This is a genomic window from Streptomyces sp. NPDC048185 (genome assembly GCF_043202495.1).
Taxonomy (GTDB): domain Bacteria; phylum Actinomycetota; class Actinomycetes; order Streptomycetales; family Streptomycetaceae; genus Streptomyces.
In genome coordinates this window covers 568,000-590,545 of sequence record NZ_JBIDAN010000002.1, presented here as the reverse complement: position 1 = coordinate 590,545, position 22,546 = coordinate 568,000, and the positions used below count along the sequence as shown (strand labels likewise).

The window sequence follows — 22,546 nt, the reverse complement described above, 5'->3', positions numbered from 1 at the left end:
GCAGCAAGGAAACGGAGCAACACCCCATGGCAACCCTCTCCGTCGCCGCCGTCCTCGCCGAGAACGCCCGGCGCCGTCCCGACAAGGAGGCACTGGTCGAGGGCGACCTGCGGCTGACCTTCGCCGAGGTGTGGCAGCGGGCCCGCGCCCAGGCGGGGGCCCTGGTGGACCTGGGCGTCCGGCCGAGGGACCGGGTCGCCCTGATGGCGCCGAACACCGCCGACTTCCCGCAGGCCTACTACGCGATCGCCGCGGCCGGCGCCGTCGTCGTCCCGGTCCACCTGCTGCTGTCCCCCGCGGAGGTGGGGCACGTCCTCACCGACAGCGGAGCGACCCTGCTGCTCGTGCACCCGGCGCAGGCGGAGACCGGAGCGGCCGCCGCCCGGGAGGCCGGGGTACGGGTCGTCGTCCTGGGTGACGAACTCGGCAAGCTCGCCGCCGACGCCGAACCGCTGCCGTCGTACGTGACCCGGGACGCCGACGACCCGGCCGTCGTCTTCTACACCAGCGGCACCACCGGCGTGCCCAAGGGCGCGGTGCTCAGCCACTTCAACCTGGTGATGAACGCGACCGTCAACGCCTTCGACGCCAACGACATCCGCCCCGACGACATCGCGCTCGGCGCGCTGCCGCTGTTCCACGCCTTCGGCCAGACCGTCTCCCTCAACTCCACCTGGCGGGCCGGGGCCACCCTCGTGCTGCTGCCCCGTTTCGACGCGGCGCGCGCGATCGAGCTGATGGTGCGGGAGAAGGTCAACACCTTCCACGGGGTGCCCACCATGTTCGTCGCCCTCGCCGCGGCGGCGGCCGAGGCCGGAGCCCTGCCCGACCTGCGGGTGTGCATCTCCGGCGGCGCCTCGCTGCCCGTCGCCGTGCTGGAGCGGTTCGAGAAGGCCTTCGGCGCCAAGATCTACGAGGGGTACGGGCTGTCCGAGACCTCGCCCGCGGCGGCCGTCAACCAGCCGGTGTTCGGCACGAAGCCCGGCACCATCGGCCACCCGCTGTGGGGCGTCGACGTCGAGATCGCCCGCGCGGAGACCGAGGACCGCGTCGAACTGCTGCCGCCCGGCGAGCTGGGCGAGGTCGTCGTGCGCGGCCACAACGTCTTCTCCGGCTACCTCGGCCGCCCCGAGGCCACCGCCGAGGCGCTCGTCGACGGCTGGTTCCGCACCGGGGACCTCGGCACCAAGGACGACGAGGGCTTCCTGCGGATCGTCGACCGGAAGAAGGACATCGTCATCCGCGGCGGCTACAACGTCTATCCGCGCGAGGTCGAGGAGGTGCTGATGCGCCACCCCGCCATCGCCCAGGTCGCCGTCATCGGCCTGCCGGACGAACTGCACGGCGAGGAGGTGTGCGCCGTCGTCGTCCCCGCGCCGGACGCGACGCCGGACGCTGCGGAGATCACCGAGTGGTCCAAGCAGCACCTCGGCAAGTACAAGTACCCCCGCCGGGTGGAGTTCACGGACGCGCTGCCGCTGGGCCCGAGCATGAAGGTGCTGAAGCGGGAACTGCGGGCGCGGTACGCCGGCCGTCGGTGATCATCTGACGAGACGGTCCTTACCGGCGCCGGCCGGGTGCGCATAGCATCGGTGCCCGCAATGGACACCATGACGCTCTGGCACCTCACCGGCTGGGAATTCGCCGCCCTCGCCTTCGCGGCCCTGCTCGTCGGCTTCTCCAAGACCGCCGTGAGCGGGGCCAACACGGTCAGTCTGGCGATCTTCGCGGCGGTCCTGCCGGCCCGGGCCTCCACCGGCGTGCTGCTGCCCGTCCTGATCGCTGGTGACGTCCTGGCCGTCCTCACCTACCGGCGCCACGCGCACTGGCCCACGCTGTGGCGGCTGTTCCCCGCGGTGGGGGCCGGCGTGATCGTGGGCACCGTGTTCCTGGTGTGGGCCGACGACACGGTCGTACGGACGTCGATCGGCGTGATCCTGCTGTTCATGGCCGCCGTGACGGTCTGGCGCAGGCGGCAGGCCGATGCGGCCGAACCGCCGGACGAGATCACCTCCCGGGCCGGTCGCGTCAAGGCCCGCTCCTACGGCGTCCTCGGCGGCTTCACCACCATGGTCGCCAACGCGGGCGGCCCGGTGATGTCGATGTACCTGCTCTCCGCGGGCTTCCGCAAGCTCGGCTTCCTCGGCACCTCGGCCTTCTTCTTCCTCATCGTCAACGTCTCCAAGCTGCCCTTCAGCGCCGGCCTCGGCCTCATCGACGGCCGCTCGCTGCTCCTGGACGCCCTGCTCCTGGTGTTCGTGGTGCCCGGCGCGTTCCTCGGCAGATGGGCCGTGAAGCGGATCGACCAACGGCTGTTCGAGCGACTGGTGATCGCGGCGACCGTGGTGGGGGGCCTGCAACTGCTGCTGCGCTAGACGGCCCCGGCGGCGGCCTCGTCGAGCGTCGTGAGGGCGGCGTCGGCCTCGCCCAGGCGCGGGCTCCTGAGCGCGGAGAGGGCGTCGCGGGCGGTGCGGAGCGTCTCCCGGGCGTCCGGGTGCCCCATGCCGCCGAGCACCTTGCCCAGGTCCAGCCGGGCCTGCTCCGTCCAGGCCGGCATCTGCGCGGCGCCGAAGGCGGCGAGGGCCTGCCGCAGCGGCGTTTCGGCCTCCTGCCAGCGTTCCAGGGCCGCCAGGTCGTTGCCGATCTGCTGCCGGGCGACGGCGTGGTACAGCGCGATCAGTTCGGCCGTGCGGCCCGGAACCCCGGCACGGCAGATCCGCTCGCTGCGGCGGTGGATCTCCAGCGCCTCGGCCGGCCGCCCGGTCTGGCGCAGCAGCGTGCCCAGGGAGTTGAGGATCGTCAGTTCGGCCAGCCGGGCCTGCGGCGACTCCTGCGAGGCGAGGCAGCGGGCCCCCTCGCGCAGGCGCGCCCGGGCCTCCTCCGCGCGGCCCAGCCGGTGCATCGCGCCCGCGCCGTAGCCGAGTGCCCAGCCCTCCTGCAGCCCGTCCCCGCACTCGCGGGCCGCCGCCAGCGCGGCGTCGGCGCTCGCCAGAGCGGCGTGCGGGTCGTGCACGCACAGGTTGTAGGCCCAGGCGAGGTAGTTGAGGTGAACGGCCTCCTCCCGCCTGCTCCCCAGGGCACGGGCGGCGTCGGAGGAGCGCCGGAACACCTCCACCCACTGCTCCCAGTGCTGGTTGAGGTCGGAGAACCAGTGCATGGCCACCGCCGCGTCCAGGACCTCCCGGTGCCGGCCCGCGTCGTGGGCCCGGCGCAGCGCCGCCAGCCACTGGGCCCGCTCGGCCTCCAGCCAGGCCCGCGCCTCGTCCCGCCCCACGGGTGCCGTCTCCGGGGCAGGGTCGCCCTGACCCGCGGTCCGTTCGTGGGCGACGTCGAAGTGGAGCGCGGCGGCGGTGGCCCGGCGCAGCATCCAGACCGCCGTCCGGTCGAGGGCGGCGTCCCGGACCCCGGGGCCGTCCTCGGCCTCGACCTGCTCGGCCGCGTAGAGCCGGAGCAGGTCGTGGAAGCGGTACCGCTCGGCGGCGGCATCGCTCTGGAGCAGCCCGGCGTCGGTCAGTTCCTCCAGGCAGGCCACCGCCTCGTCGTGGGACACTCCGGCCAGGAGGGCGGCGGTCTCGGGGCCGAAGTCCGCCCCGGCGGACAGCGCGGCGCGGCGCAGCACCGTCCGGGAGCCCGGCGGCAGTTGCCGGTAGGAGAGCGCGAAGGTGGCCCGCACCCGCAGATTGCCCGCCTGCAGGCCGTCCAGGCGCCGGCCCTCGGCGGCGAGGCGGGCGACGAGCTTGCCGAGGCGCTCGTGCGGCCGGCTGAGGAGCCGCTGACCGGCGATCCGGACGGCCAGCGGCAGATGCCCGCACAGGTCGGCGAGGTCGCGTGCGGCCTGCGCCTCCGCCCGCACCCGGTCCGCGCCGATGATGCGGGTCAGGAGTTCCACCGCCTCCTCCCGCCGCAGCAGGGCCAGATCGGTGCGGTGCACGGACTCCAGTCCCGCCAGGGCGTGGCGGCTGGTGACGATGGTCAGGGACGGGCCGGTGCCGGGCAGCAGGGGGCCGACCTGGGACTCGTCGGCGGCGTTGTCCAGGAGCAGCAGCATGCGCCGCTCGGCGGCCAGGGACCGCCACAGACCGGCACGGTCGTCGGTGCCCGCCGGTATCGCCGCGTCGGCGACCCCCACCGCGCCGAGCAGCCGGGCCAGCGCGTCGCGTGGGGTGGTCGGCTCGGGATCCATGCCGTGCAGGTCCAGCGCGAGCTGTCCGTCCGGGAAGTGCGGGGCGAGACGGTGCGCGGCGTGCACCGCGAACGCGGTCTTGCCCAGACCGGGCTGCCCGGCGACCAGCGTGACCACCGGCCGGTCCTGTCCGGCGTCCCGCGCGAGGTCCAGCAACCGGGCGAGGGCCGGGCCGCGGGCGGTGAAGTCCTGGATGTCGCGCGGCAGGGACAGGGTGTTGGAGCCGGCCGGGCCGGTTTCCGTCCGCGGGCGCGGCCGGCCCAGGGCGGCGGTCTTCTCCAGACCCACCGCCTCGTCGTCGTCCAGTCCCAGGGCTTCGGCCAGCGCCTGCACCGTACGGCGCTGAGGCCCCCGGGTGCGCCCGCGCTCCATGTCGGCCAAGGCCCTGACGCTCACCCCCGCCGCATGGGACAGTGCCTCCTGGCTCAGCCCGGCGCGGCCCCGCAGGTGCCGCAACCGCTGCCCGAAGTCCCCCGTGGAGGGCGTGCCGTGACGCACCGTCGATGTCCCCGATCGTCCGGCTCGTACGGATGCGAGCCACCGGCAGAAGTATCGCCGACGGGACTCCTGCCGGGAGAACCGCCTGGGCGGCCGGGACCGGAAATGATCGACTGATGGCCGACGCGGAACGCCCCTCCCGGGACCGCGGTCCCGACGCCCTCGGCGGACGGGTCCGCCGGGGAGGGCGCCGGTGCGGGCCCGGGAACGGCTCCGGCCGGCCGCCGTCGAACGACCGTGGCATGCGTGCCGTAGCTCACCGAACGGGGATCCTCCACATGAACACCGCTCTGCGCCGCCGCTCCACCCTGCTCGCCGTCGCGGGCACCGCACTCGTGATGTCCCTCACCGCCTGCCAGAGCGACGCGGACACCGAGTCGGCGTCCGCGCCGTCCACGGCGGCCACGGTGGCGTCGACCCCGGCGTCCGCCGGGGCGTCCGCCGGGGCGGCGGCCGGCCCGGGCGCCGGCACGTCCGGCACGTCCGACGCGACGGCGCCGGGCGGCCCGGCGCGCGCGGCGGGGCCGAACGGATCGGCCGGTTCCGCCGACGCCTCCGCCGGCGACAGCGGTGCGAGCGGCAAGCAGGTGGCGGCCGCCACCCCGGTCTGCACCGCCGGTGACGTGCGCGTCACCGCCGCCACGCAGGACGGTCCGCCCTACACCCACATCGTCCTCACGGCGCGCAACAGCACCCGGCACTCCTGCCGGCTGACGGGCTTCCCGCACATCCAGTTCCTGGAGAGCCACAAGCAGGACGTCCCGTCCGTCGCCAAGAGCAAGCCGGCCTCGCCGGTGGTGCTCGAGGCGGGAGCCCCGGCGTACGCCCTGGTGAAGCTGTCGGACGGCGGGGTCGACGAGGAGAACGAACCCGTGTCGGCGTTCTCCGTCGTGCTGGAGGGCGACTCCACGGTCATCGCCGTGACCGCGCCCGGCAGCGACGGCATCGCCGTCGACCCGGCGAAGGCGCTCACGGGCTACTGGACGCCCGAACTGCGCAACGGGGCGGACGACTTCTGAACTCCGCCGCGGGGGACGGCAGCCGCCCCCGCGGACGTGCTCGCACCGGCGTCGGGGCCGAGGGCCCGCACCGGTGCGAGCGCGGCCTGTCACCGGATCCGGCGGCACGCCCGGAGCAGGCACCTCGTACCCTCGACGCCATGCCGATCCCGCACGTCCTCGTCCTAGGCGGCACCACCGAGGCCCGCCGCCTCGCCGCCGTCCTCGCGGACCGGCCCGGGGTGCGGGTGACGACGTCGCTGGCGGGGCGGGTGACCCGGCCGGGCGCGCTCGCGGGCCAGGTGCGGACCGGCGGCTTCGGCGGCGCGGAGGGGCTGGCGGCGTGGCTGCGCGAGCACCGCGTGGACGCCCTCGTCGACGCGACCCACCCCTTCGCCGAGACCATCACGGCGAACGCGGTGCGGGCCGCGGCGGACTGCGGAACCCCGGTGGTGATCCTGCGCCGGCCGGGCTGGCACGCCGGCCCCGGTGACCGGTGGCACCCGGCCGCCTCCCTCCCGGAGGCGGCCGGCCTGCTGCCCGGCCTCGGCCGCCGCGTCTTCCTGACCACCGGCCGTCTGGGCCTGCGGGCCTTCGCGCACCTGACCGGCCTCCACTTCGTCGCCCGCTCGGTCGAGCCCCCCGAGCCGCCCCTCCCGGCGGACCTCCGGATCCTGCTGGCCCGCGGCCCGTTCACGGTGGCCGAGGAGACCGCCCTCCTGCGCGACCACCGCATCGACGTACTGGTGACCAAGGACAGCGGGGGAGCCGCCACCGCGGCCAAGCTGACGGCGGCCCGGGACCTCTCCCTGCCGGTGGTGGTCGTGCGCAGACCCCCGCTGCCCGAAGGCGTGCCCGTGGTGGCCGACGTGGCCGGCGTCCTGCGGCGGCTGGGTCTCGGCGGACCCTGACGCCGGGCGCCCGGCCCTGCTCCTTCGCCGCCCCTCGGGCCGCCTCAGTGCGCCGTCTCGGGGACGCGCTCCCGGCTCCGGGAGGGCAGGCCGTTGCTCAGGTCCTCGACCAGCAGGCGCTTGGCGATCGCGTGCACGGCGACCCGCAGGTCCGCGTCCGAGGGGCGGCCGAGGTCCCGCTCCACCCGGTCCTCCAGCCAGTCCGCCCAGGCCCGCCCGATGACCAGGGCCTCGCGGACGCCGGCCTCGGTGTGCGAGAGCAGCGAACCGTCCCGGGTCAGGAAGCCTTCTTCCACCATCCGGTCGAACACCGGCAGCAGTACCTCCGGCGGCAGCCGGCGGCGGGCGGCGATCAGGCCGAGGCCGGCGTGGCCGACCAGCCGGGTGAACAGCTCGACCTGCATGACGGCCCAGGCGCCGGCGACGTCGAGCCGGGTGTCGCTGTCCGCGATGATGCGGCGGGCGGTGTCCAGCTCCGTACCGCCGATGATCTTGCCGACGGAGGCCTCCAGCGTCCGCCTGCTGTCCGCGTCGTGCGGTGAGGCGAAGCCTTCGCCCATGTCGGTGGAGCCCGCGCGGGCGCTGTCGCGCAGCCGCACCTGCTTGAGGAACAGCGCGACGACGAGTCCGAGGCCGGCCACGGGCACCGTCCACAGGAAGACGGTCTGGATGGTGTCGGCGTACGCGTCGATGACCGGTGCCGCCGCGTCCGGCGGCAGCCCGTGCACGCCCGCGGGACTGGTCGCCGCCCCGCTGATCACCGCGGGATCCGCGGCGCCGGTCCGCGCGGCGGCGGCGATGCCGTCCCGGAGGTTGGGTCCGAGAGCGCCCGCGTAGATCGTGCCGAACACGGCGGTGCCGAAGGAGCTGCCCAGGGTGCGGAAGAACGTGACGCCGGAGGTCGCCGTGCCGAGGTCGGCGTAGTCGACGGTGTTCTGCACGGCGATGGTCAGCACCTGCATCGACAGGCCGATGCCCGAGCCCAGCACGAACATGTAGAGCGACTCCAGTTCGGCGCCCGTGGACGGCCCCATGAGCGACATCAGGTACAGACCGACGCCCATCACCAGGGTGCCGACGATCGGGAACAGCCGGTACCGGCCCGTCCTGCTGACCACGCTGCCGCTGAACACCGAGGCGATCAGCAGCCCGGCCACCATCGGCAGCGTCCGCACCCCGGAGACGGTGGCCGAGTCGCCGTCGACGTACTGGAGATAGGTCGGCAGATAGGTCAGCGCGCCGAGCATCGCGAAGCCGACGATGAAGCTGAGGATCGAGCACACCGTGAACACCGGGTTGGCGAACAGCCGCATCGGCAGCATCGGTTCGGCCGCCCGGGTCTCCACCAGGCAGAACAGGGCGAGCGCGAGCAGACCGCCCGCGAACAGGCCGATGATCACGCCCGAGCCCCAGGCGTACTCGTTGCCGCCCCAGCTCGTCCCCAGGATCAGCGCGCTGGCACCGACGGCGACCAGCGCGATGCCGAGGTAGTCGATGACGGGCCGGGCGGCCGACTTCACCACCGGGATGGTGCGGGCGGCGGCGATCACCACGACGATCGCGATGGGCACGTTGACGTAGAACGCCCAGCGCCAGGACAGATGGTCGGTGAACAGCCCGCCCAGCAGCGGCCCGATGACCGTCGCGACCCCGAACACCGCGCCGATGGCGCCCTGGTACTTGCCGCGCTCCCGCAGCGGGATGACGTCCGCGATCAGCGCCATCGACGTCACCATCAGCCCGCCCGCGCCGATGCCCTGCATGGCCCGCCAGGCGATCAGCAGCAGCATGTCCGTGGCCAGCCCGCACAGGAACGAGCCGGTGATGAACACGATCGCCGAGACCTGGAAGACCACCTTGCGGCCGAACAGGTCACCGAACTTGCCGACCAGCACCGTCGCGACCGTCTCCGCGAGCAGGTACGAGGTGACCACCCACGACATGTGCGCGGCGCCCCCGAGGTCCGACACGATCGTCGGCAGGGCGGTGCCGACGATGGTCTGGTCGAGGGCCGCGAGCAGCATGCCGAGCATGATCGTGACGAAGACGACGTTGCGGCGTCGCCTGTCCAGCACGGGCGGCTGGGCGGCGGCGGTCCGTGGCGTTCCCTCGGCGACTGTCACGAGGTCACGATCACACCCGTGCACGGGCCACGCATGCGGGGACGGTCTGCCCGGGTACCGCCGGGCGACAGCGCCTAGTGATCCTTCGGGTTGCGCCGCAGCAGGTACGTGTCCATGATCCAGCCCTTGCGCTCCCGGGCCTCGGCGCGCAGCCGCTCGATCCGCGGCGCGGCCTCGGCGATCGGGCCGGAGGCGAGGATCTCGTCCGGGGTTCCCAGGTAGGCGCCCCAGTAGATGTCGATGTCCTGGTCCGCGTAGTGCCGGAAGGCCTGGTGGGCGTCGAGCATCACCACCACGTCGTCCACGCCCTCCGGGAAGCCCTCGGCGAGGCGCCGGCCGGTCGTGATCTGCACCGGGCGCGCGACCCGGTTCAGCCCGGTCCGGTGCCGGGCGACGAGCGAGGAGACACTGCTGATGCCGGGCACGACGTCGTACTCGAACGCCACCGTGCCCCCGTCAAGGATCTCCTCCAGGATGCCCAGCGTGCTGTCGTACAGCGCCGGATCGCCCCAGACCAGGAACGCGCCGCTCTCGTCCTCGCCCAGCTCCTCGGCGATCAGCCGCGTGTAGATGCCGGCGCGGGCGCTGCGCCAGTCCCCGACGGCGGGGGAGTACGCCGTGCCGCCCGCGGTGCGGTCCCGCTCCGGGTCGCGCGCCTCGACCACCCGGTAGGTGCCCTCCGGCACGTGCGTCGTCAGCATGTCCCGGCGCAGTCGCACCAGGTCCGCCTTCGCCTCGCCCTTGTCCAGGACGAAGAACACGTCCGTGCTCCGCAGGGCCCGCACCGCCTGGAGGGTGAGCTGGTCGGGGTCGCCCGCGCCGATACCGATGACATGAATCTTCCGCACGCCAAGAGTCTGCCGTACGCCGCCGGCGGGGCCCCGGCCGGGCTGCCCCCGGCCGCGGGCGGCCCGCTCACCGGTCCCGTGGGGGGAGGGCGTCAGCACCGCAGCCGCGGCGCCCGGGCCCCGGCGTCCACCGGCACGCCGTCCTCCACGTCCCGCGCCAGCTCCCGGGCCCACCCCGCGACCGCGGTCAGATCCATGCCGTACGGCCGCTCCCGCCCGTGCTCCGACGCCGCCCACTCCGTCACGGCCCCGGCCCCGCGCCGCAGCAGTCTGGCTCCGCCGGTGACGTTGCCACGGGCCGCGTGCGTGAGCCCGACGGCCAGCTGAGCCAGGCCCCGCCACAGCTCACGCTCCTCCTCGGGGCCCGATTTCCAGGCGTCCTCGAAGACCTCGTGCGCGTGGAAGGGCTTGCCCTCGTGCAGCAGCCGCTGGGCCTCGGCGACCGTCTCGCCCGGGGCCCGCACGACACCCTCGGGCTGGCGGGGGACGCCGTCCGCGCCGTACGGCAGCGGGCGTCCCAGCCCGTCCCGCGGCCGGGCGTTGCGTGCCCGCCCCTCGTCGTCGCGGTCCCGTGAGTCCACCGGGCGGTCCGAGGCTGTGCTGTCGGCAGGGCTGTCCATGGAGCCGATTGTCCCTCGCCCGCCCCCGCTCACGCGTGGCCCGGGGTGTGGGGTAAAGTGCTGTCCGCGTGATCGCGCGGTGCACCGCGCGCGAGCACATCGGGACGTGGCGCAGCTTGGTAGCGCACTTGACTGGGGGTCAAGGGGTCGCAGGTTCAAATCCTGTCGTCCCGACTCGTGAGAGTCGCAGGCCGAAGGCCGGTCCGGAGAGATCCGGGACCGGCCTTCAGGCGTTCCCGGGACCTGTCGGCGCGGACGCCGGCCGCGGCCGGGCGCCGGCCGCGGCGAGCAGCTCCGCGGTCTCGGCATGCGCACCCTGCGTCGCCCAGTCGAGCGGGGTCCAGCCCGTGCCGTGGTCCTCCCGCACGTTCGGGTCGGCGCCGTGCTCCAGCAGCGCGCGCACGGCCTCGATGTGGCCCCAACAGGCCGCCCCGCACAGCGGTGTCCCCTCCGAGCCGGTCCCGCTCTCCGTGTCGGGCGAGGCCCCGGCCGTCAGCAGCACCCGGACGATGCCGGCGTCTCCGTTCACCGCCGCCTGGTACAGCGGCGTGGTGCCGGCGGAGTCCGCCGTCTCGGCCGGCGCGCCCGCGCGCAACAGCGCGCGCACCTGCGTGAGGTCACCCACCAGCGCGGCGTCGACGAGACGCCCGGACAGTTTCTTTCGGCGTCGTCTGTTCACGATCACCGAGCCTAGCGGGCAGCCGTACGCCGCCACCGGGGTATTTCCGCCGGCGGGGTGTTTCCGGGCACGCGGAGTGGACGACCCGGGGCGTCGTCGTGCGGTCGGCCCGGGGCGGGGCCAGGGCGTCTCACCCCACGCTGAGCAGCACCACGGCGGCGGCCGAACCCACCAGGCCCGTCGCCTGTGCGCGGGTGACCTTCTCGCGCAGGACGGCGAGCCCGAGGACCGTCGGCACGGCCGGGTAGAGAGACGCCAGGACGACGGCGACCGCCAGCATCTGCAGTCGGGTGGCCCAGAGATAGAGGACGAGACCGAGGGCCGCTCCCGCTCCGATGAGCAGGGCCCGGCCCGACGACCTCGCGGACCTCCTGAACTCGGGGGCGTGCCGCCAGGTGGCCGGCAGCAGGAGCAGCACCGCGGCGAGGCGGCCGGCGGCCACGGGCCACAGACCACTCGCCGGATCCGCCTGGGCGAGGCCGATGTACTGCACGGCCACCCCCGCGCTGGCGAGCAGACCGTCCGTCAGCGCCGGTCCGGGCCTCCTTCTCCCGTCGCCTCCGCGGTGGGTGCCACCGGCGGAGACGAGCCACAGGGCGGGCACGGTCAGGCAGATGCCCAGCCAGGCCGGAGGTGTGGGACGGTCGCCCAGGAACAGCACCCCGCACACCACGGACAGGGCCACCCCGGTGACGGCGCTCACGGGCACCACCACGCTCATGGCGCCGCGGCTCAGACCGCGGTTGAGGAAGTGCATGGCCGTGGCGCTGCCCGCCCCGGAGAGCGTTCCCCACAACAGGTCCGCCGGCCCGACCGCCCGGGCGGGCAGCACGAGGGCGGCCACGAGCGCGAGCAGCAGGCCCCCGGCCTGTCCGAGAAAGGTGACCACGGCGAAGTGGACCCGCCGGGACAGCAGTCCGCCGGCGAAGTCGACGAAGCCGTAGCAGACCGCGGAAGCCAACGCGAGAAGGGCACCCATCCGTTCCACGTGCCCGGCGCCGCCGTCTCCATCCCGCCGGGACGGCCCGTGCGAACCGCCGCCGATGTCCTGCGCACGCGCCGCGCTCTGCCGGCGGCAGAACAACGCCCCGTCCCTTGTCGGCGCTCACTACAGTCGAGCCGCATGACGAAGGTGACGACGGGAACGGTCGAGTACGCCGCAGACGGTCTGACGATGAGCGGGCACCTCGCCCTGCCGGCCGGCACCGGCCGCCGGCCCGCGGTGCTGCTCGGACCGGAGGGGCCGGGGCTCAGCGACGTCGAACGCGGGCGTGCCGACGCGCTCGCCGAACTGGGGTACGTGGCGCTGGCCTTCGACCTCCACGGCGGGCGCCTCCTGACCGATCCCGAGGAGATGCTGGCCCGCTGCCTGCCGCTGCTCGCCGACCCCGACAGGATGCGGGACATCGGCCACGCGGCGCTCGACGTGCTGCGTGCCGAACCGCGGACCGATCCCGAACGGGTCGCCGCCGTCGGCTACGGCACCGGGGGCGCCGTCGGGCTGGAACTCGGCCGGGACGGCGTCGGCCTGCGGGCGATCGCGACGGTCAACGGACTGATCACGGGCCGGCCGGGCGAGGCGGCGCGCATCCGCTGCCCGGTGTGGGCCGGGGTCGGGTCGGAGGACCCGATCATGGCGACCGCGCAACGCGACGCGTTCACCGCCGAGATGCAGGCAGCGGGCGTCGACTGGCGGCTCGTCGTCTACGGCGGCGCCGTGCACGCCTTCCACCACCCGCTGTCGGGAGACGAGCGGCTGCTCCCCGGCGTCGGCCACCACCCGCTGCACGCACGGCGGGCCTGGCGCGACGTCGTGGACCTGCTCACCGAATGCCTGCCCGTGACGGAGTGACCCGGCGGGCAACTCGGGACGCGAGGCGGCGTGTTCGCCAGTGATCGCGGCCCTAGTGGTGCCACCTGGTGCGCGACCGATCAGGGGGTGGGCGAGGCCCCGGTCAGTGACATCCGGTCCCGGACGGTCCGCTGGTGCGAACCGCTCGCCGTGCCCGCGGCCACGGTCTGCGTCCTCGACGGTGCGGGGCACTCCCGCGCGGGTGAGCAGGACTACCCGTCGAAGGCCGTCCAGTCCCGGGGGCCGTCGAACCGCCACGCCCGGCCGGCGGTGTCCGCGACCGCGTCACCGGGCTGGAGAAAAGCGGACGGCCGCAGCAACAGCTCGAAGGTGAAGGGGATGCCGTCGCCGGACAGATGCCGGACCCCGTGCCGTCGAGATGGCTCGCCGCCTGACGCGCTCAGTTATGGGTTCCGGACATGACAGGCAGAAGATATGGATGGACCTGGATGGAGTAAATCTGCATTGGCGGGTGTAGACATTGCCCGGGGCGAGCGCTAGTGTTCTGGGTGTAGCCAGAAGTCGGAGGGCACGGCAGAGACGAGGTGCCGTGCGAGCAGGTCAAGCCGAGCGGCCCCGCGGCCGCACAGCAGTACGGAAAGATCGACAGAAAGAGGTAAGGAGCCGAACGCCATCAGGATCGCCCGGGTGGGTGGAGCCGCCCGGGTACCGCAGACCCCGGATTGGAAGGTGGTCCCCGGTCACGCAGCCGCGATCCCCGCAAGCCCGCCCTCCCAGGCGGAACTTGCGGATACAGAAGGCCGGCGCAGTCAGCCGGTAGATGGTGTGGAAAGCTCGGGGCCCGGACGCCGGTCGGCGTCCGGGCCCCCCGACGCGTCCCCCGGAAGAAGAGGTCTATGCCCCCTGGCAGTTCCCGCGCCGCCGACAACCTCGACGACGACGATTACCCCGCCTACACCATGGGCCGGGCCACCGAGATGCTCGGCACCACCCCCGCCTTCCTCCGCGCGCTGGGCGAACACCGCCTGATCACCCCACTGCGCTCCGAAGGCGGCCACCGCCGCTACTCCCGCTACCAACTGCGCATCGCTGCCCGCGCGCGCGAACTGGTCGACGCCGGCACCGCCGTCGAAGCCGCCTGCCGAATCATCATCCTCGAGGACCAGCTCGAAGAGGCCCAGCGCATCAACGAAGAACTCCGCGCGGCCCAGGGCACCGGCACGCAGCCGAAAAGCTCGGTCTGACGCTGATTCCCGCGGGGCGGACGGCTGACCGCCCCACCGGCCGGGGACCGCTCCGGGACGGGATACGCCGCCGCCGGTCGGCCGGCGGCCGCGTTCAGACGACCGCGAGGCGTGCGATCGAACCGATCTCGAGAGCGGTCCAGACCGCGCCGTCCGGTCCTTGGACGATGCCGTGCGGTTCCGAGGACGGGCGGGGGAGATCGTGTTCGTCGATACGGCCGTCGGGGGTGATCCGTCCGATGCGGTTTGCTCCCCACTCGGTGAACCAGCAGTCCCCGTCTGCGCCGGCAGCGATGGCGTGCGGGCGTGACGCGGGGTCGGGCAGGGCGAATTCCGTGATCTTCCCGTCGGGAGTGATCCGTCCGATCAGGCCGGCTCCGATCTCGACGAACCACAGGGCACCGTCGGCGCCGGCGGTGATGCCGACGGGAGCGCCCGCAGGTGTCGGCAGCGGATGGACGGAGACGGTGCCGTCGATCCCGACGGCTCCGATCGCGTTCGCCTGATTCATGGTGAACCAGAGCCGGTCGTCCGGGCCTGCCGCGATGGCCGAGGGGAAGGCGTTCGCGACCGGAAGGGGGAACTCGGTGACGTCACCGTCGGTCGTGATACGGCCGATGCGGCCGGCGCCGGCCTCGGTGAACCACAGCGCGTCGTCGGGGCCCGACACGATCCCGAACGGTCCGGCCCCCGGCGTCGGCAGCGGGAAGGAGACGAACTCCCCGGTCGTGGTGATGCGGCCGATGCGGTGACTGCGGAACTCGGTGAACCACAGCGCGCCGTCGGGCCCCGCCGCGATGACCGACGGCCCGCCGGAGGCCGATTCCAGCTGGTACGAGGTGACGCTGCCGCCGGGTGTGATCCGGCCGATCCGTCCACGGTGGACCATGGTGCACCACAGCGCGCCGTCCGGCCCGGCCGCGATGCCGTAGGGTCCGGCCCCGCGATCGGAAACGGTGAACTCCGTGATGGAAACAGTCGGACGATGCGGCACGGGCGGGTTCCTCGTAGGGGGATGGATGGGACGCGACTGCGGATGCTAGTCCGGCGACGGTCCCACTCGCTCCTCGATATCCGCTGCGTGGCTCACGACAGCCGGACGGCCCGAGTGCATGGAGCTCCGCTGCAGGCACGGCCGACGGCCGGGGCGGTCGGCGTCGCGACCTCCCGGCCCGTACACGGTGCCCGGCGGCAGGTCAGGCGGCCAGGCCCTGGTCGGCCTTGACGTTCTGCTCGCGGCCCGCACGCAACTGCTCCAGAAGGGCGTCGGCGGCGCTGAGGGCCTCGTCCACCGACTGGGTGCCCGTCATCACGCACAGCGTGTACGAGGTGTCCTCCAGCTCTCGGCTCGAACGGCCGGTGGGCTCCAGATCATGACGGAAGCGGGCCTCGGCGAAACGGGCCAGAACCGCGCGCAGATCCTTCTCAGCGGGCAGCAACAAAGCACAACCTCTTTCCCCGGCGGGCCGATCGGGCGGTCCCGCGTCAACCGTCACTGCGGATTTCCGGAAACCCGTATGCCCCCGTCGTCACCCGGTATGCATCCGCGTCGGCGGTCTCACGGTGCCCGGACCACCGGCGGCTCCCCGCGCGGCAGCGTCAGCGCCGTGCGCAGGGCCGCCGCGGCCTCTTCGCCGATGCGCTCGGCGAGCGCATCCTCGATGACGGCGAGCGTCGCCTGGGCGCGGCGGTGGACGCGGACGCCCTCCGTGGTGATGCGGATCAGCCGGTTGCGCGCCGAGGAGGGATCCGGGACCTGCTCCAGCAGGCCGAGCGCGAGCAGGCCGTGCACGGCCTGGTGGGCGGTCTGCCGGGTGACGCCGAGGCGGCGGGCCAGCTCGGCGACCGTCGTGCCCTCCGGGTCCAGAAGGGCGAAGACCTGCCCCTGGGCACTGCTCAGCGGCTGCTCACCGGCCGCCCGCATGCTCGCCATGAGCGCGTCGTCGAACCAGCGCTTGGCGCCTGCCAGCAGCAGGGGCATGTTCGGTGCGGCTTCCTTCGCTTGTGTCATGACTCCTCGGACTCCTCGGGCCACGAGCATACGGGCGGGCCGGCGGGGCGGTGCTCCGGGCGCCCGCTCCCACCGGCCGTTCCCACCGTCACGGGGGTGTCGCCCGAGTCGATCGTCAGGTAGCCTGACGACCGTCAACGTCAGGCAGCCTGACAATGTGCAGCCGGAGGCTCCCCATGACCATCGAATTCGCCAGGCGCTCCCACTCCCTCATCCCCGCCGAGCCGGGCAGGCCCTACTTCATCGAGAAGGGCATGGGCGACCGCGCCCACCTCTTCGGCGACCTGATCACGGTCTACGCGGGCGGACCGCAGACCGAGAACACCTTCAACTTCTTCACCTGCGAGGGCCCCAAGGGCGACATCATCCCGGCCCACTCGCACCCCGACACCTACGAGGTCTTCTTCGTCACGCAGGGCGCCGTCCGGCTCTTCGTGGAGGACCTCCGAGGCGAGCAGGAGGAGAAGCTGCTCACCGCCGGAGACTTCGGCTTCGTGCCGAAGAACTGCCCGCACGCCTACCGCATCGAGCGGCACCACAGCCAGATCGTCGGCGTCGCCGCCGGCCCCGGCGGCACCTTCGAGCGCTTCTTCGAGACCCTCGGCACCGACACGGACGAACTCGGCCTGCCACAGCGGCCGTTCGTGCCCGAGCCGCACAAGTTCGCCACCGTGCCGCAGCAGTACGACGTGACCTTCCTGCCCGGCCACCAGTGGCGCACGGGAAGCTGAGGCCACCATGGCGTACGTACGGGCGCTGCTCGCCGGGGCTCTCGTGGGCGCGCTGTACGCCGCCCTCAGGGTGAGGTCCCCGGCGCCCCCTCCGGTCGCCCTGTTCGGCCTGCTCGGCATGCTCGCCGGCCAGGCCCTGCTGGGGGCCCTGTGAGCGCCCCGCCCGGGCGCCTGCGCGGCGCCGCCCTCAGCCTCGGGGCCGGGCTGCTGATGGGCGCCGTCTACTGGGCCCTGGACATCACCTCGCCCGCCCCGCCCCTGATCGGCCTGACCGGCCTGCTCGGCATCGTCCTCGGCGAGCGCGCCATCACCTGGGGACGGGGCCGGATCACCGCATCGAGACGCCACACCCCCGAGGGAGAAGCCCATGACCGCACCGGATGAACGAGCGGGCCTCGTCGACGTCCACGCGCACTTCGTCACCGACTCCTACGTCCGGCAGGCGCGCGCCGCCGGTCACGAACTGCCCGACGGCGTGCCCGCCTGGCCCGGCTGGTCCGCCGAGGCGCACCTGGAGCTGATGGACCGGGTCGGCATCCGCACCGCGATCCTGTCCGTGTCGTCCCCCGGGGTCCACTTCGGCGACGACGCGGCCGCCCGCCGCCTGGCCCGCGAGGTGAACGAGGAGGCCGCCCGGGTCGCCTCCGGACACCCGGGCCGCTTCGGCTTCTTCGCCTCCCTCCCGCTGCCCGACGTGGACGGGGCCCTGACGGAGGTGGCGTACGCCCTCGACGAACTCGGCGCGGACGGCGTCGTCCTGGAGACCAACACCCACGGCGTGTACCTGGGCGACGCCCGGCTGGAGCCCCTCTTCGCCGAGCTCGGACGACGCCGTGCGGTCGTCTTCCTGCACCCGACCTCCCCGGTGTGCTGGGAGCGGTCGGCCCTCGGACGGCCGCGGCCCATGGTCGAGTTCGTCTTCGACACCGCCCGCACGGTCACCGACCTCCTCATGGCGGGCACCCTGGAGCGCCACCCGGGCCTGGAGGTGATCGTCCCTCACTGCGGCGGCGCACTGCCCGTCCTCGCCGACCGCATCAACGGGTTCATGAAACTCTTCCTGCCCGCCGGGGCGGACGGCGCCCCCGACGCCGTGGACCAGCTCCGCCGCCTGCACTACGACATGGCCGGCCCTGCCTTCCCGCGCCAGGTGCCCGCGCTGCTCTCCCTGGTCGAACCGGACCGGCTGCTGTACGGCAGCGACTACTGCTGGACGCCGGCGCACGGCGTGGACGCCCACGTCGCGGCCGTCGACACCGCGCCGGTGCCGGCGGGCGCCACCGACTGGCGGTCCCTGACGACGGCCAACGCCCTGAAGCTGCTGCCCCGCCTGGCCGACCGCCCGTCCCGGACACCCGAGGAGTGACCGTGCACCCCCGACTCGCCCCTTTCCTGGCCCCGCCCGACCCCACGGTCCTGCCCCTGCCGCCCGCCGCTCACCCCGCCGACGGCGTACGGCTGCTGCGCGCGGTCCCCTACGCCGTGCACGACGGCGGCCGGCCCCTGGAGCTCGACGTGTGGCTCCCGGAGGAGACCCCCGGCGAGCCGCTGCCCGTCGTCGTCTTCGTGCACGGCGGAGCCTGGCGCACCGGGCTGCGCGACGACCCGGGCCCGCGCTTCCGCACCTGGCGGCCCGGCCCCTTCGCCCGCCTCGCCCGGGCCGGCTTCGCCGTCGTCTGCCCCGACTACCGGCTCAGCGGCGAGGCGGTGTTCCCCGCCCCGCTGCACGACCTCGGCGCGGCGCTGGAGTGGCTGCGCACCCGTGCCGCCGACCTCGGCATCGACCCCGAACGGGTCGTCGCCTGGGGCGAGTCGGCGGGCGGCCACCTCGCCGCGCTCCTCGCCCTCACCACGACCCCGGCCCTGCGCGGCTGCGTCGTCTGGTACGGCGCGACCGACCTCACCGCGGCGCCGCCGCACACCCCCGAGGCGGCACTGCTCGGCGGCCCCGCCGCCGACGCCCCGGAACGGGCCCGCGAGGCCAGCCCGGTCGCCCGGGTCAGGCCGGGCGCCCCGCCCTTCCAGATCCTGCACGGCGACAGGGACACCGTCATCCCCGTCGCCCAGGGGGAGGCCCTGGCGGCGGCGCTCGAGGCGGCCGGCACGGCGGCCGACTTCCGGACCGTCGCCGCAGCCGATCACCTGTGGATCGGGGCGGCCGAGGCGGACGTGGAACGCTGCTTCGCCTCCCTGCTCGACTTCGTGCGGAGCCGCACGAGGTGATAGAAGCGGGCATGACCACCTCGCCCCACCCCGCACCGCACCGCCCGACGGCCCCGGACGGCCTCCGGTGACCGCCGGCATCGACACCCCGGACCGCCGGGGCCGCACCGGACTCGACCGGGCCGGCCAGGACCTGACCGGCAACCCGCGCGTGAGGATCCGGGACGTCCGGCTCCTCTCCAGCCACTGGTACGTCGAACGCAGCACCACGTTCGACCTCCGGCGCGCCGACGGCACCTGGAGCACCCAGGAGCGAGAGACCCACGACCGCGGCAACGGCGCCACCGTGCTGCTCCACGACACCGTACGCGGAACCGTCCTGCTCACCCGCCAGTTCCGCCTGCCCGTGTACGTCAACGGCCACCCCGACGGGATGCTGATCGAGACGCCCGGCGGGGTGCTCGACGACGAGGACGAGCACCCCGAGGCCGCCGTCCGGCGCGAGGTCGTCGAGGAGACCGGGCACACCGTCGGCGAGGTGCGGCACGTCTTCGACGTGTACATGAGCCCCGGCTCGGTCACCGAACGCGTCAGCTTCTACGCGGCGGCCTACGGCCCCGCCACCCGCACCCACGCGGGCGGCGGACTGCACGAGGAGGGCGAGGACATCGAGACCCTCGAACTGCCCTTCCACCGTGCCCTGGAGATGATCCGCACCGGCGAGATCGCCGACGCCAAGACCATCATGCTGCTCCAGTGGGCGGCGCTGGAGGGCCCGTTCGCCCGGCCCCTCGACGGCGCCTGAGGCTCACGGTCCGGCCCGCGGTCCAGGGCGAGATCCGGCGAGCCGCACGCGGGGACGGTCAGGCACGTGCGGCATCGCCGGTCCTCACCATGGACGCACCTCCCCGGCGAAGGTGACGGGTTGTCAGAGGTGGCGGCGGCGGTCGGCGACGGCCCGCTCGTACCGTGCGCGCGCTTCGGCGGCGGCCGGTCGGGCGGAGACCTCGGCCACCGGCACGTCCCACCAGGCCTCGGCGCCGGGAGCGGTCGCCGCCGGGTCCGTCTCGACGTGGACGCAGACCGGGCGGGTCGCCTCGCGGGCCGCCGACAGCGCCTCCCGCAGTTCGCGGACCGTCTTGGCGCGCAGCACCTCCATGCCGAGGCTGGCCGCGTTGGCGGCGAGGTCGACGGGCAGCGGGGCGCCCGTGAAGGTGCCGTCGGCGGCGCGGTGGCGGTAGGCGGTGCCGAAGCGCTCGGCGCCCACCGACTCGGACAGGCCGCCGATGGAGGCGTAGCCGTGGTTCTGCACGACGACCAGCTTGACCGGCAGGTTCTCCTGCACGGCCGTGACGATCTCCGTAGGGTTCATCAGATAGGTGCCGTCGCCCACCAGCGCCCACACGGGCGTCCCGGGGGCCGCCTGCTGCACACCGAGCGCGGCCGGGATCTCGTAGCCCATGCACGAGTAGCCGTACTCCAGGTGGTACTGGCGCGGGGAGCGGGCCCGCCAGAGCTTGTGCAGGTCGCCGGGGAGCGAACCGGCCGCGTTGATCACCACGTCCTCGTCGCCGACCACCGCGTCCAGCGCGCCCAGCACCTGGGTCTGCGTGGGGACGGCGGTGTCGTCGTCCGCCGTCAGGGCGGCCTCCACCACCCGCTCCCAGCGCTCCTTGCCCGTGCGGTACTCCGCCTCGTACGAGGGCGCCACCCGGTGTCCCGCGAGGGCGTCCGTCAGCAGGGTGAGGCCGGCGCGCGCGTCGCAGACCAGGGTGCGGGCGGCGAGCTTGTGGGCGTCGAAGGCGGTGATGTTGAGGTTGAGGAAGCGGACGTCGGGGCGCCGGAAGAGGGTGCCGGAGGCCGTGGTGAAGTCCGAGTAGCGGGTGCCGATGCCGATCACCAGGTCCGCGGTGCGGGCCAGCTCGTCGCTGACGGCGGTGCCGGTGTGGCCGATGCCGCCGAGGTCGGCCGGGTGGTCGTGGCGCAGGGAGCCCTTGCCGGCCTGGGTGGAGGCGACCGGGATGCCGGTGGCGTCCGCGAACGCCTTCAGCGCCTCCTCCGCCTCGCTGTGGTGGACGCCGCCGCCCGCGACGATCAGCGGGCGCTCGGCGGCGCGCACCGCCCGGACCGCCTCGGCCAGTTCCGCCGGGTCGGGGGCGGGACGCCGCACGCGCCAGACGCGGTCGGCGAAGAACTCCTCCGGCCAGTCGTACGCCTGCGCCTGCACGTCCTGGGGGAGGGCGAGGGTGACCGCACCGGTCTCGGCCGGGTCGCTCAGCACCCGCATCGCCTGCAGGGCGGAGGCGATCAGGGCCTCCGGGCGGGTGACGCGGTCGAAGTACCGGGACACCGGGCGCAGGGTGTCGTTGACGGACACGTCGGCCTCGATCGGGTGCTCGAGCTGCTGGAGCAGGGGGTCGGCCGCGTGCGAGGCGAAGTAGTCGCCGGGGAGCAGCAGGACCGGCAGGCGGTTGACCGTGGCGAGGGCGGCGCCGGTGACCAGGTTCGTGGCGCCCGGTCCGATGGACGTCGTCACCGCCTGCGCGGACAGCCGGTCGAGGTGGCGGGCGTGGCCGACGGCCGCGTGCACCATGGCCTGTTCGTTGCGGCCCTGGTGGTACGGCATGACGCCGGCGTACTCGACGAGCGCCTGCCCGAGGCCGGCCACGTTGCCGTGGCCGAAGACGCCCCAGGTCCCGGCGATCAGACGGTGCCGGGCGCCGTCGCGTTCGGTGTACTGGGCGGCCAGGAAGCGCACCAGTGCCTGGGCGGTGGTCAGTCGTCGGGTGACGGTGCTCATGCGGACCTCTCCGGTGCGGTGTAGAGGGGGAGCCGGGGGTCGACCGCCCGGCCGGGCCAGGTGTCGCGGATCCAGGCGTGGTCGGGGTGGTCGCGGATCAGCCAGGCGCGCTCGGCCTCCGGACCCGCCATGACGTTGAGGTAGTACATGTGGTGGCCCGGGACGGCCATCGACGGTCCGTGCCAGCCGTCGGGGATCAGGACCACGTCCCCGTCCCGTACCTCGGCCAGCACGTCCGTGCCCCGTCCCGGGCCGGACGGCGAGACCCGCTGGTAGCCGAGGCCGGGGACGCCGTCGTGGCCGGTGAACTCGTAGTAGTAGATCTCCTCCAGCACGGACTCCTCGCCGGGTCGGTGTTCGTCGTGCTTGTGCGGAGGGAACGAGGACCAGTTGCCGCCCGGGGTGATCACCTCGACCGCGATCAGCCTGTCGCACGTGAACACGTCCGCGGCGGCGAAGTTGTTGACCTGCCGCGAGCAGGTGCCGGTGCCCCGCAGCTCCACCGGCACCGACGACGCCGGGCCGTAGCGGGCGGGCAGGCGGCGGGTGCAGCGGGCCCCCGTGAGGGCGAACCGGCCGCCGCCCGCGGACGTCACCGTCGTACGGGCGTCGCGCGGCACGTACGCGAAGTCGGTGATGCCGTCGAACACGCCGGCGCGGCCGGCGAGCTCGAAGGTGTCCTGGCCGTGGTCGTCGGCGGTGGCGACCGTGCAGCCGCCGCCGAGGGGGAGGACGATCCACTCGCTGTCGCCGCTGTCGAAGGTGTGGCTGCCGCCGGGCGGCAGGTGGAGCACGCGCAGACCGGAGTGGCCCCAGCCGGCCTTCTCGGGCGTCACGTCCACGGCGTACGGGCCGCTCGCCGTCTTGCCCGCGGGAAGGTGATGCGTCATCGGGTGACTCTCCTGTCCTTGCCTGGGTCACAGC

At 74.0% G+C, this 22,546-nt stretch carries 23 protein-coding genes and 1 tRNA gene; 13 read left to right on the top strand and 11 right to left on the bottom strand.

Annotated features, from left to right (window positions below; genetic code table 11):
* Positions 1-26 precede the first annotated feature (26 nt).
* On the top strand, positions 27-1,541 hold the full coding sequence (locus ACGF3H_RS08645) for a long-chain fatty acid--CoA ligase (protein WP_362494549.1): 1,515 nt from the start codon (positions 27-29) through the stop codon (positions 1,539-1,541).
* A gap of 60 nt (positions 1,542-1,601) precedes the next feature.
* Positions 1,602-2,375, top strand: coding sequence for a sulfite exporter TauE/SafE family protein (locus tag ACGF3H_RS08640; RefSeq protein ID WP_362494547.1), 774 nt, complete (start codon positions 1,602-1,604; stop codon positions 2,373-2,375).
* On the opposite strand, the gene ACGF3H_RS08635 is transcribed toward ACGF3H_RS08640, so the two are convergent.
* Entirely contained in the window at positions 2,372-4,681 is a 2,310-nt protein-coding gene (locus tag ACGF3H_RS08635; RefSeq protein ID WP_362494544.1) for a helix-turn-helix domain-containing protein, read from the bottom strand. The two genes, ACGF3H_RS08640 and ACGF3H_RS08635, sit on opposite strands and share 4 nt — an antisense overlap.
* 278 nt (positions 4,682-4,959) lie before the next feature.
* Here ACGF3H_RS08635 and ACGF3H_RS08630 point away from each other — a divergent pair, with 278 nt between their 5' ends.
* Both ACGF3H_RS08630 and ACGF3H_RS08625 read left to right on the top strand, forming a co-directional pair.
* Positions 4,960-5,700, top strand: coding sequence for a DUF4232 domain-containing protein (locus ACGF3H_RS08630; protein WP_362494541.1), 741 nt, complete (start codon positions 4,960-4,962; stop codon positions 5,698-5,700).
* Between the two features lie 140 nt (positions 5,701-5,840).
* Positions 5,841-6,590 (top strand): cobalt-precorrin-6A reductase, encoded by a 750-nt coding sequence (locus ACGF3H_RS08625; protein ID WP_362494540.1) that lies wholly within the window; start codon positions 5,841-5,843, stop codon positions 6,588-6,590.
* 44 nt (positions 6,591-6,634) lie between these two features.
* Here the strand turns inward: ACGF3H_RS08625 and ACGF3H_RS08620 are convergent, their stop codons facing one another.
* The 3 genes from ACGF3H_RS08620 to ACGF3H_RS08610 all read right to left on the bottom strand — a co-directional run bounded on the left by ACGF3H_RS08620 (position 6,635) and on the right by ACGF3H_RS08610 (position 10,181).
* Positions 6,635-8,713, bottom strand: coding sequence for an MDR family MFS transporter (locus tag ACGF3H_RS08620; protein ID WP_362494537.1), 2,079 nt, complete (start codon positions 8,711-8,713; stop codon positions 6,635-6,637).
* A 74-nt stretch (positions 8,714-8,787) separates the two neighbouring features.
* Complete coding sequence (gene cobF, locus ACGF3H_RS08615; RefSeq protein WP_362494534.1) at positions 8,788-9,561, bottom strand: precorrin-6A synthase (deacetylating); 774 nt, start codon at positions 9,559-9,561, stop codon at positions 8,788-8,790.
* A 92-nt stretch (positions 9,562-9,653) separates the two neighbouring features.
* Positions 9,654-10,181 carry a DUF309 domain-containing protein gene (locus tag ACGF3H_RS08610; RefSeq protein ID WP_362494531.1) on the bottom strand — a complete coding sequence of 176 codons (528 nt, stop codon included), beginning with the start codon at positions 10,179-10,181 and terminating at the stop codon, positions 9,654-9,656.
* A gap of 100 nt (positions 10,182-10,281) precedes the next feature.
* Between ACGF3H_RS08610 and ACGF3H_RS08605 the strand changes: the two genes are divergently transcribed.
* A tRNA-Pro gene (locus tag ACGF3H_RS08605) sits at positions 10,282-10,355 on the top strand.
* 52 nt (positions 10,356-10,407) lie between these two features.
* On the opposite strand, the gene ACGF3H_RS08600 is transcribed toward ACGF3H_RS08605, so the two are convergent.
* Both ACGF3H_RS08600 and ACGF3H_RS08595 read right to left on the bottom strand, forming a co-directional pair.
* Positions 10,408-10,860 (bottom strand): ankyrin repeat domain-containing protein, encoded by a 453-nt coding sequence (locus ACGF3H_RS08600; RefSeq protein ID WP_362494528.1) that lies wholly within the window; start codon positions 10,858-10,860, stop codon positions 10,408-10,410.
* 130 nt (positions 10,861-10,990) lie between these two features.
* Positions 10,991-11,839 carry an EamA family transporter gene (locus ACGF3H_RS08595; protein WP_362494526.1) on the bottom strand — a complete coding sequence of 283 codons (849 nt, stop codon included), beginning with the start codon at positions 11,837-11,839 and terminating at the stop codon, positions 10,991-10,993.
* A 144-nt stretch (positions 11,840-11,983) separates the two neighbouring features.
* Here ACGF3H_RS08595 and ACGF3H_RS08590 point away from each other — a divergent pair, with 144 nt between their 5' ends.
* Both ACGF3H_RS08590 and ACGF3H_RS08585 read left to right on the top strand, forming a co-directional pair.
* A complete protein-coding gene (locus ACGF3H_RS08590) occupies positions 11,984-12,712 on the top strand; it encodes a dienelactone hydrolase family protein (protein WP_362494523.1) in 729 nt (242 codons plus the stop codon).
* An 857-nt stretch (positions 12,713-13,569) separates the two neighbouring features.
* Positions 13,570-13,917: a MerR family transcriptional regulator gene (locus ACGF3H_RS08585; RefSeq protein WP_362494520.1), complete on the top strand. Its 348-nt coding sequence runs from the start codon at positions 13,570-13,572 to the stop codon at positions 13,915-13,917.
* Positions 13,918-14,011: 94 nt separating this feature from the next.
* Here ACGF3H_RS08585 and ACGF3H_RS08580 read toward each other — a convergent pair whose 3' ends face one another.
* The 3 genes from ACGF3H_RS08580 to ACGF3H_RS08570 form a co-directional block, all read right to left on the bottom strand.
* Positions 14,012-14,911 (bottom strand): virginiamycin B lyase, encoded by a 900-nt coding sequence (locus tag ACGF3H_RS08580; protein ID WP_362494517.1) that lies wholly within the window; start codon positions 14,909-14,911, stop codon positions 14,012-14,014.
* Between the two features lie 202 nt (positions 14,912-15,113).
* Entirely contained in the window at positions 15,114-15,359 is a 246-nt protein-coding gene (locus ACGF3H_RS08575; protein ID WP_362494514.1) for a DUF5133 domain-containing protein, read from the bottom strand.
* 116 nt (positions 15,360-15,475) lie between these two features.
* Positions 15,476-15,928 (bottom strand): MarR family winged helix-turn-helix transcriptional regulator, encoded by a 453-nt coding sequence (locus ACGF3H_RS08570; RefSeq protein WP_362494512.1) that lies wholly within the window; start codon positions 15,926-15,928, stop codon positions 15,476-15,478.
* A gap of 176 nt (positions 15,929-16,104) precedes the next feature.
* On the opposite strand from ACGF3H_RS08570, the gene ACGF3H_RS08565 reads away from it, so the two are divergent.
* The 6 genes from ACGF3H_RS08565 to ACGF3H_RS08540 all read left to right on the top strand — a co-directional run bounded on the left by ACGF3H_RS08565 (position 16,105) and on the right by ACGF3H_RS08540 (position 19,627).
* Positions 16,105-16,659 carry a quercetin 2,3-dioxygenase gene (locus ACGF3H_RS08565; RefSeq protein ID WP_362494511.1) on the top strand — a complete coding sequence of 185 codons (555 nt, stop codon included), beginning with the start codon at positions 16,105-16,107 and terminating at the stop codon, positions 16,657-16,659.
* A gap of 7 nt (positions 16,660-16,666) precedes the next feature.
* Positions 16,667-16,813 carry a DUF1427 family protein gene (locus ACGF3H_RS08560; protein ID WP_362494508.1) on the top strand — a complete coding sequence of 49 codons (147 nt, stop codon included), beginning with the start codon at positions 16,667-16,669 and terminating at the stop codon, positions 16,811-16,813.
* Positions 16,810-17,043, top strand: a complete 234-nt coding sequence (locus ACGF3H_RS08555) for a DUF1427 family protein (protein ID WP_362494506.1) — start codon at positions 16,810-16,812, stop codon at positions 17,041-17,043. Before ACGF3H_RS08560 ends, ACGF3H_RS08555 begins: the two co-directional genes overlap by 4 nt.
* Complete coding sequence (locus ACGF3H_RS08550) at positions 17,027-18,025, top strand: amidohydrolase family protein (protein WP_362494504.1); 999 nt, start codon at positions 17,027-17,029, stop codon at positions 18,023-18,025. The genes ACGF3H_RS08555 and ACGF3H_RS08550 overlap by 17 nt, the downstream gene beginning before the upstream one ends.
* A 2-nt stretch (positions 18,026-18,027) precedes the next feature.
* The gene (locus ACGF3H_RS08545) at positions 18,028-18,882 is read left to right on the top strand and encodes an alpha/beta hydrolase (protein WP_362494502.1); all 855 of its coding nucleotides are present in this window, start codon (positions 18,028-18,030) and stop codon (positions 18,880-18,882) included.
* Between the two features lie 67 nt (positions 18,883-18,949).
* Positions 18,950-19,627 (top strand): NUDIX domain-containing protein, encoded by a 678-nt coding sequence (locus tag ACGF3H_RS08540; protein WP_362494500.1) that lies wholly within the window; start codon positions 18,950-18,952, stop codon positions 19,625-19,627.
* Positions 19,628-19,750: 123 nt separating this feature from the next.
* Here ACGF3H_RS08540 and iolD read toward each other — a convergent pair whose 3' ends face one another.
* Positions 19,751-21,622, bottom strand: a complete 1,872-nt coding sequence (iolD, locus tag ACGF3H_RS08535) for a 3D-(3,5/4)-trihydroxycyclohexane-1,2-dione acylhydrolase (decyclizing) (protein WP_362494498.1) — start codon at positions 21,620-21,622, stop codon at positions 19,751-19,753.
* Positions 21,619-22,512: a 5-deoxy-glucuronate isomerase gene (gene iolB, locus ACGF3H_RS08530; protein ID WP_362494495.1), complete on the bottom strand. Its 894-nt coding sequence runs from the start codon at positions 22,510-22,512 to the stop codon at positions 21,619-21,621. The genes iolD and iolB overlap by 4 nt, the downstream gene beginning before the upstream one ends.
* Between the last annotated feature and the right edge of the window lie 34 nt (positions 22,513-22,546).

What these genes read in the sequence shown, in the direction of transcription:
- ACGF3H_RS08630 (WP_362494541.1), top strand. Translation starts at nt 4,960, where the DNA reads ATGAACACCGCTCTGCGCCGCCGCTCCACCCTGCTCGCCGTCGCGGGC.
- ACGF3H_RS08590 (WP_362494523.1), top strand. Translation starts at nt 11,984, where the DNA reads ATGACGAAGGTGACGACGGGAACGGTCGAGTACGCCGCAGACGGTCTG.
- ACGF3H_RS08565 (WP_362494511.1), top strand. Translation starts at nt 16,105, where the DNA reads ATGACCATCGAATTCGCCAGGCGCTCCCACTCCCTCATCCCCGCCGAG.
- iolD (WP_362494498.1), bottom strand. Translation starts at nt 21,622, where the DNA reads ATGAGCACCGTCACCCGACGACTGACCACCGCCCAGGCACTGGTGCGC.
- ACGF3H_RS08560 (WP_362494508.1), top strand. Translation starts at nt 16,667, where the DNA reads ATGGCGTACGTACGGGCGCTGCTCGCCGGGGCTCTCGTGGGCGCGCTG.
- ACGF3H_RS08550 (WP_362494504.1), top strand. Translation starts at nt 17,027, where the DNA reads ATGACCGCACCGGATGAACGAGCGGGCCTCGTCGACGTCCACGCGCAC.
- ACGF3H_RS08570 (WP_362494512.1), bottom strand. Translation starts at nt 15,928, where the DNA reads ATGACACAAGCGAAGGAAGCCGCACCGAACATGCCCCTGCTGCTGGCA.
- iolB (WP_362494495.1), bottom strand. Translation starts at nt 22,512, where the DNA reads ATGACGCATCACCTTCCCGCGGGCAAGACGGCGAGCGGCCCGTACGCC.
- ACGF3H_RS08645 (WP_362494549.1), top strand. Translation starts at nt 27, where the DNA reads ATGGCAACCCTCTCCGTCGCCGCCGTCCTCGCCGAGAACGCCCGGCGC.
- ACGF3H_RS08625 (WP_362494540.1), top strand. Translation starts at nt 5,841, where the DNA reads ATGCCGATCCCGCACGTCCTCGTCCTAGGCGGCACCACCGAGGCCCGC.
- ACGF3H_RS08610 (WP_362494531.1), bottom strand. Translation starts at nt 10,181, where the DNA reads ATGGACAGCCCTGCCGACAGCACAGCCTCGGACCGCCCGGTGGACTCA.
- ACGF3H_RS08585 (WP_362494520.1), top strand. Translation starts at nt 13,570, where the DNA reads ATGCCCCCTGGCAGTTCCCGCGCCGCCGACAACCTCGACGACGACGAT.
- ACGF3H_RS08595 (WP_362494526.1), bottom strand. Translation starts at nt 11,839, where the DNA reads ATGGGTGCCCTTCTCGCGTTGGCTTCCGCGGTCTGCTACGGCTTCGTC.
- ACGF3H_RS08640 (WP_362494547.1), top strand. Translation starts at nt 1,602, where the DNA reads ATGGACACCATGACGCTCTGGCACCTCACCGGCTGGGAATTCGCCGCC.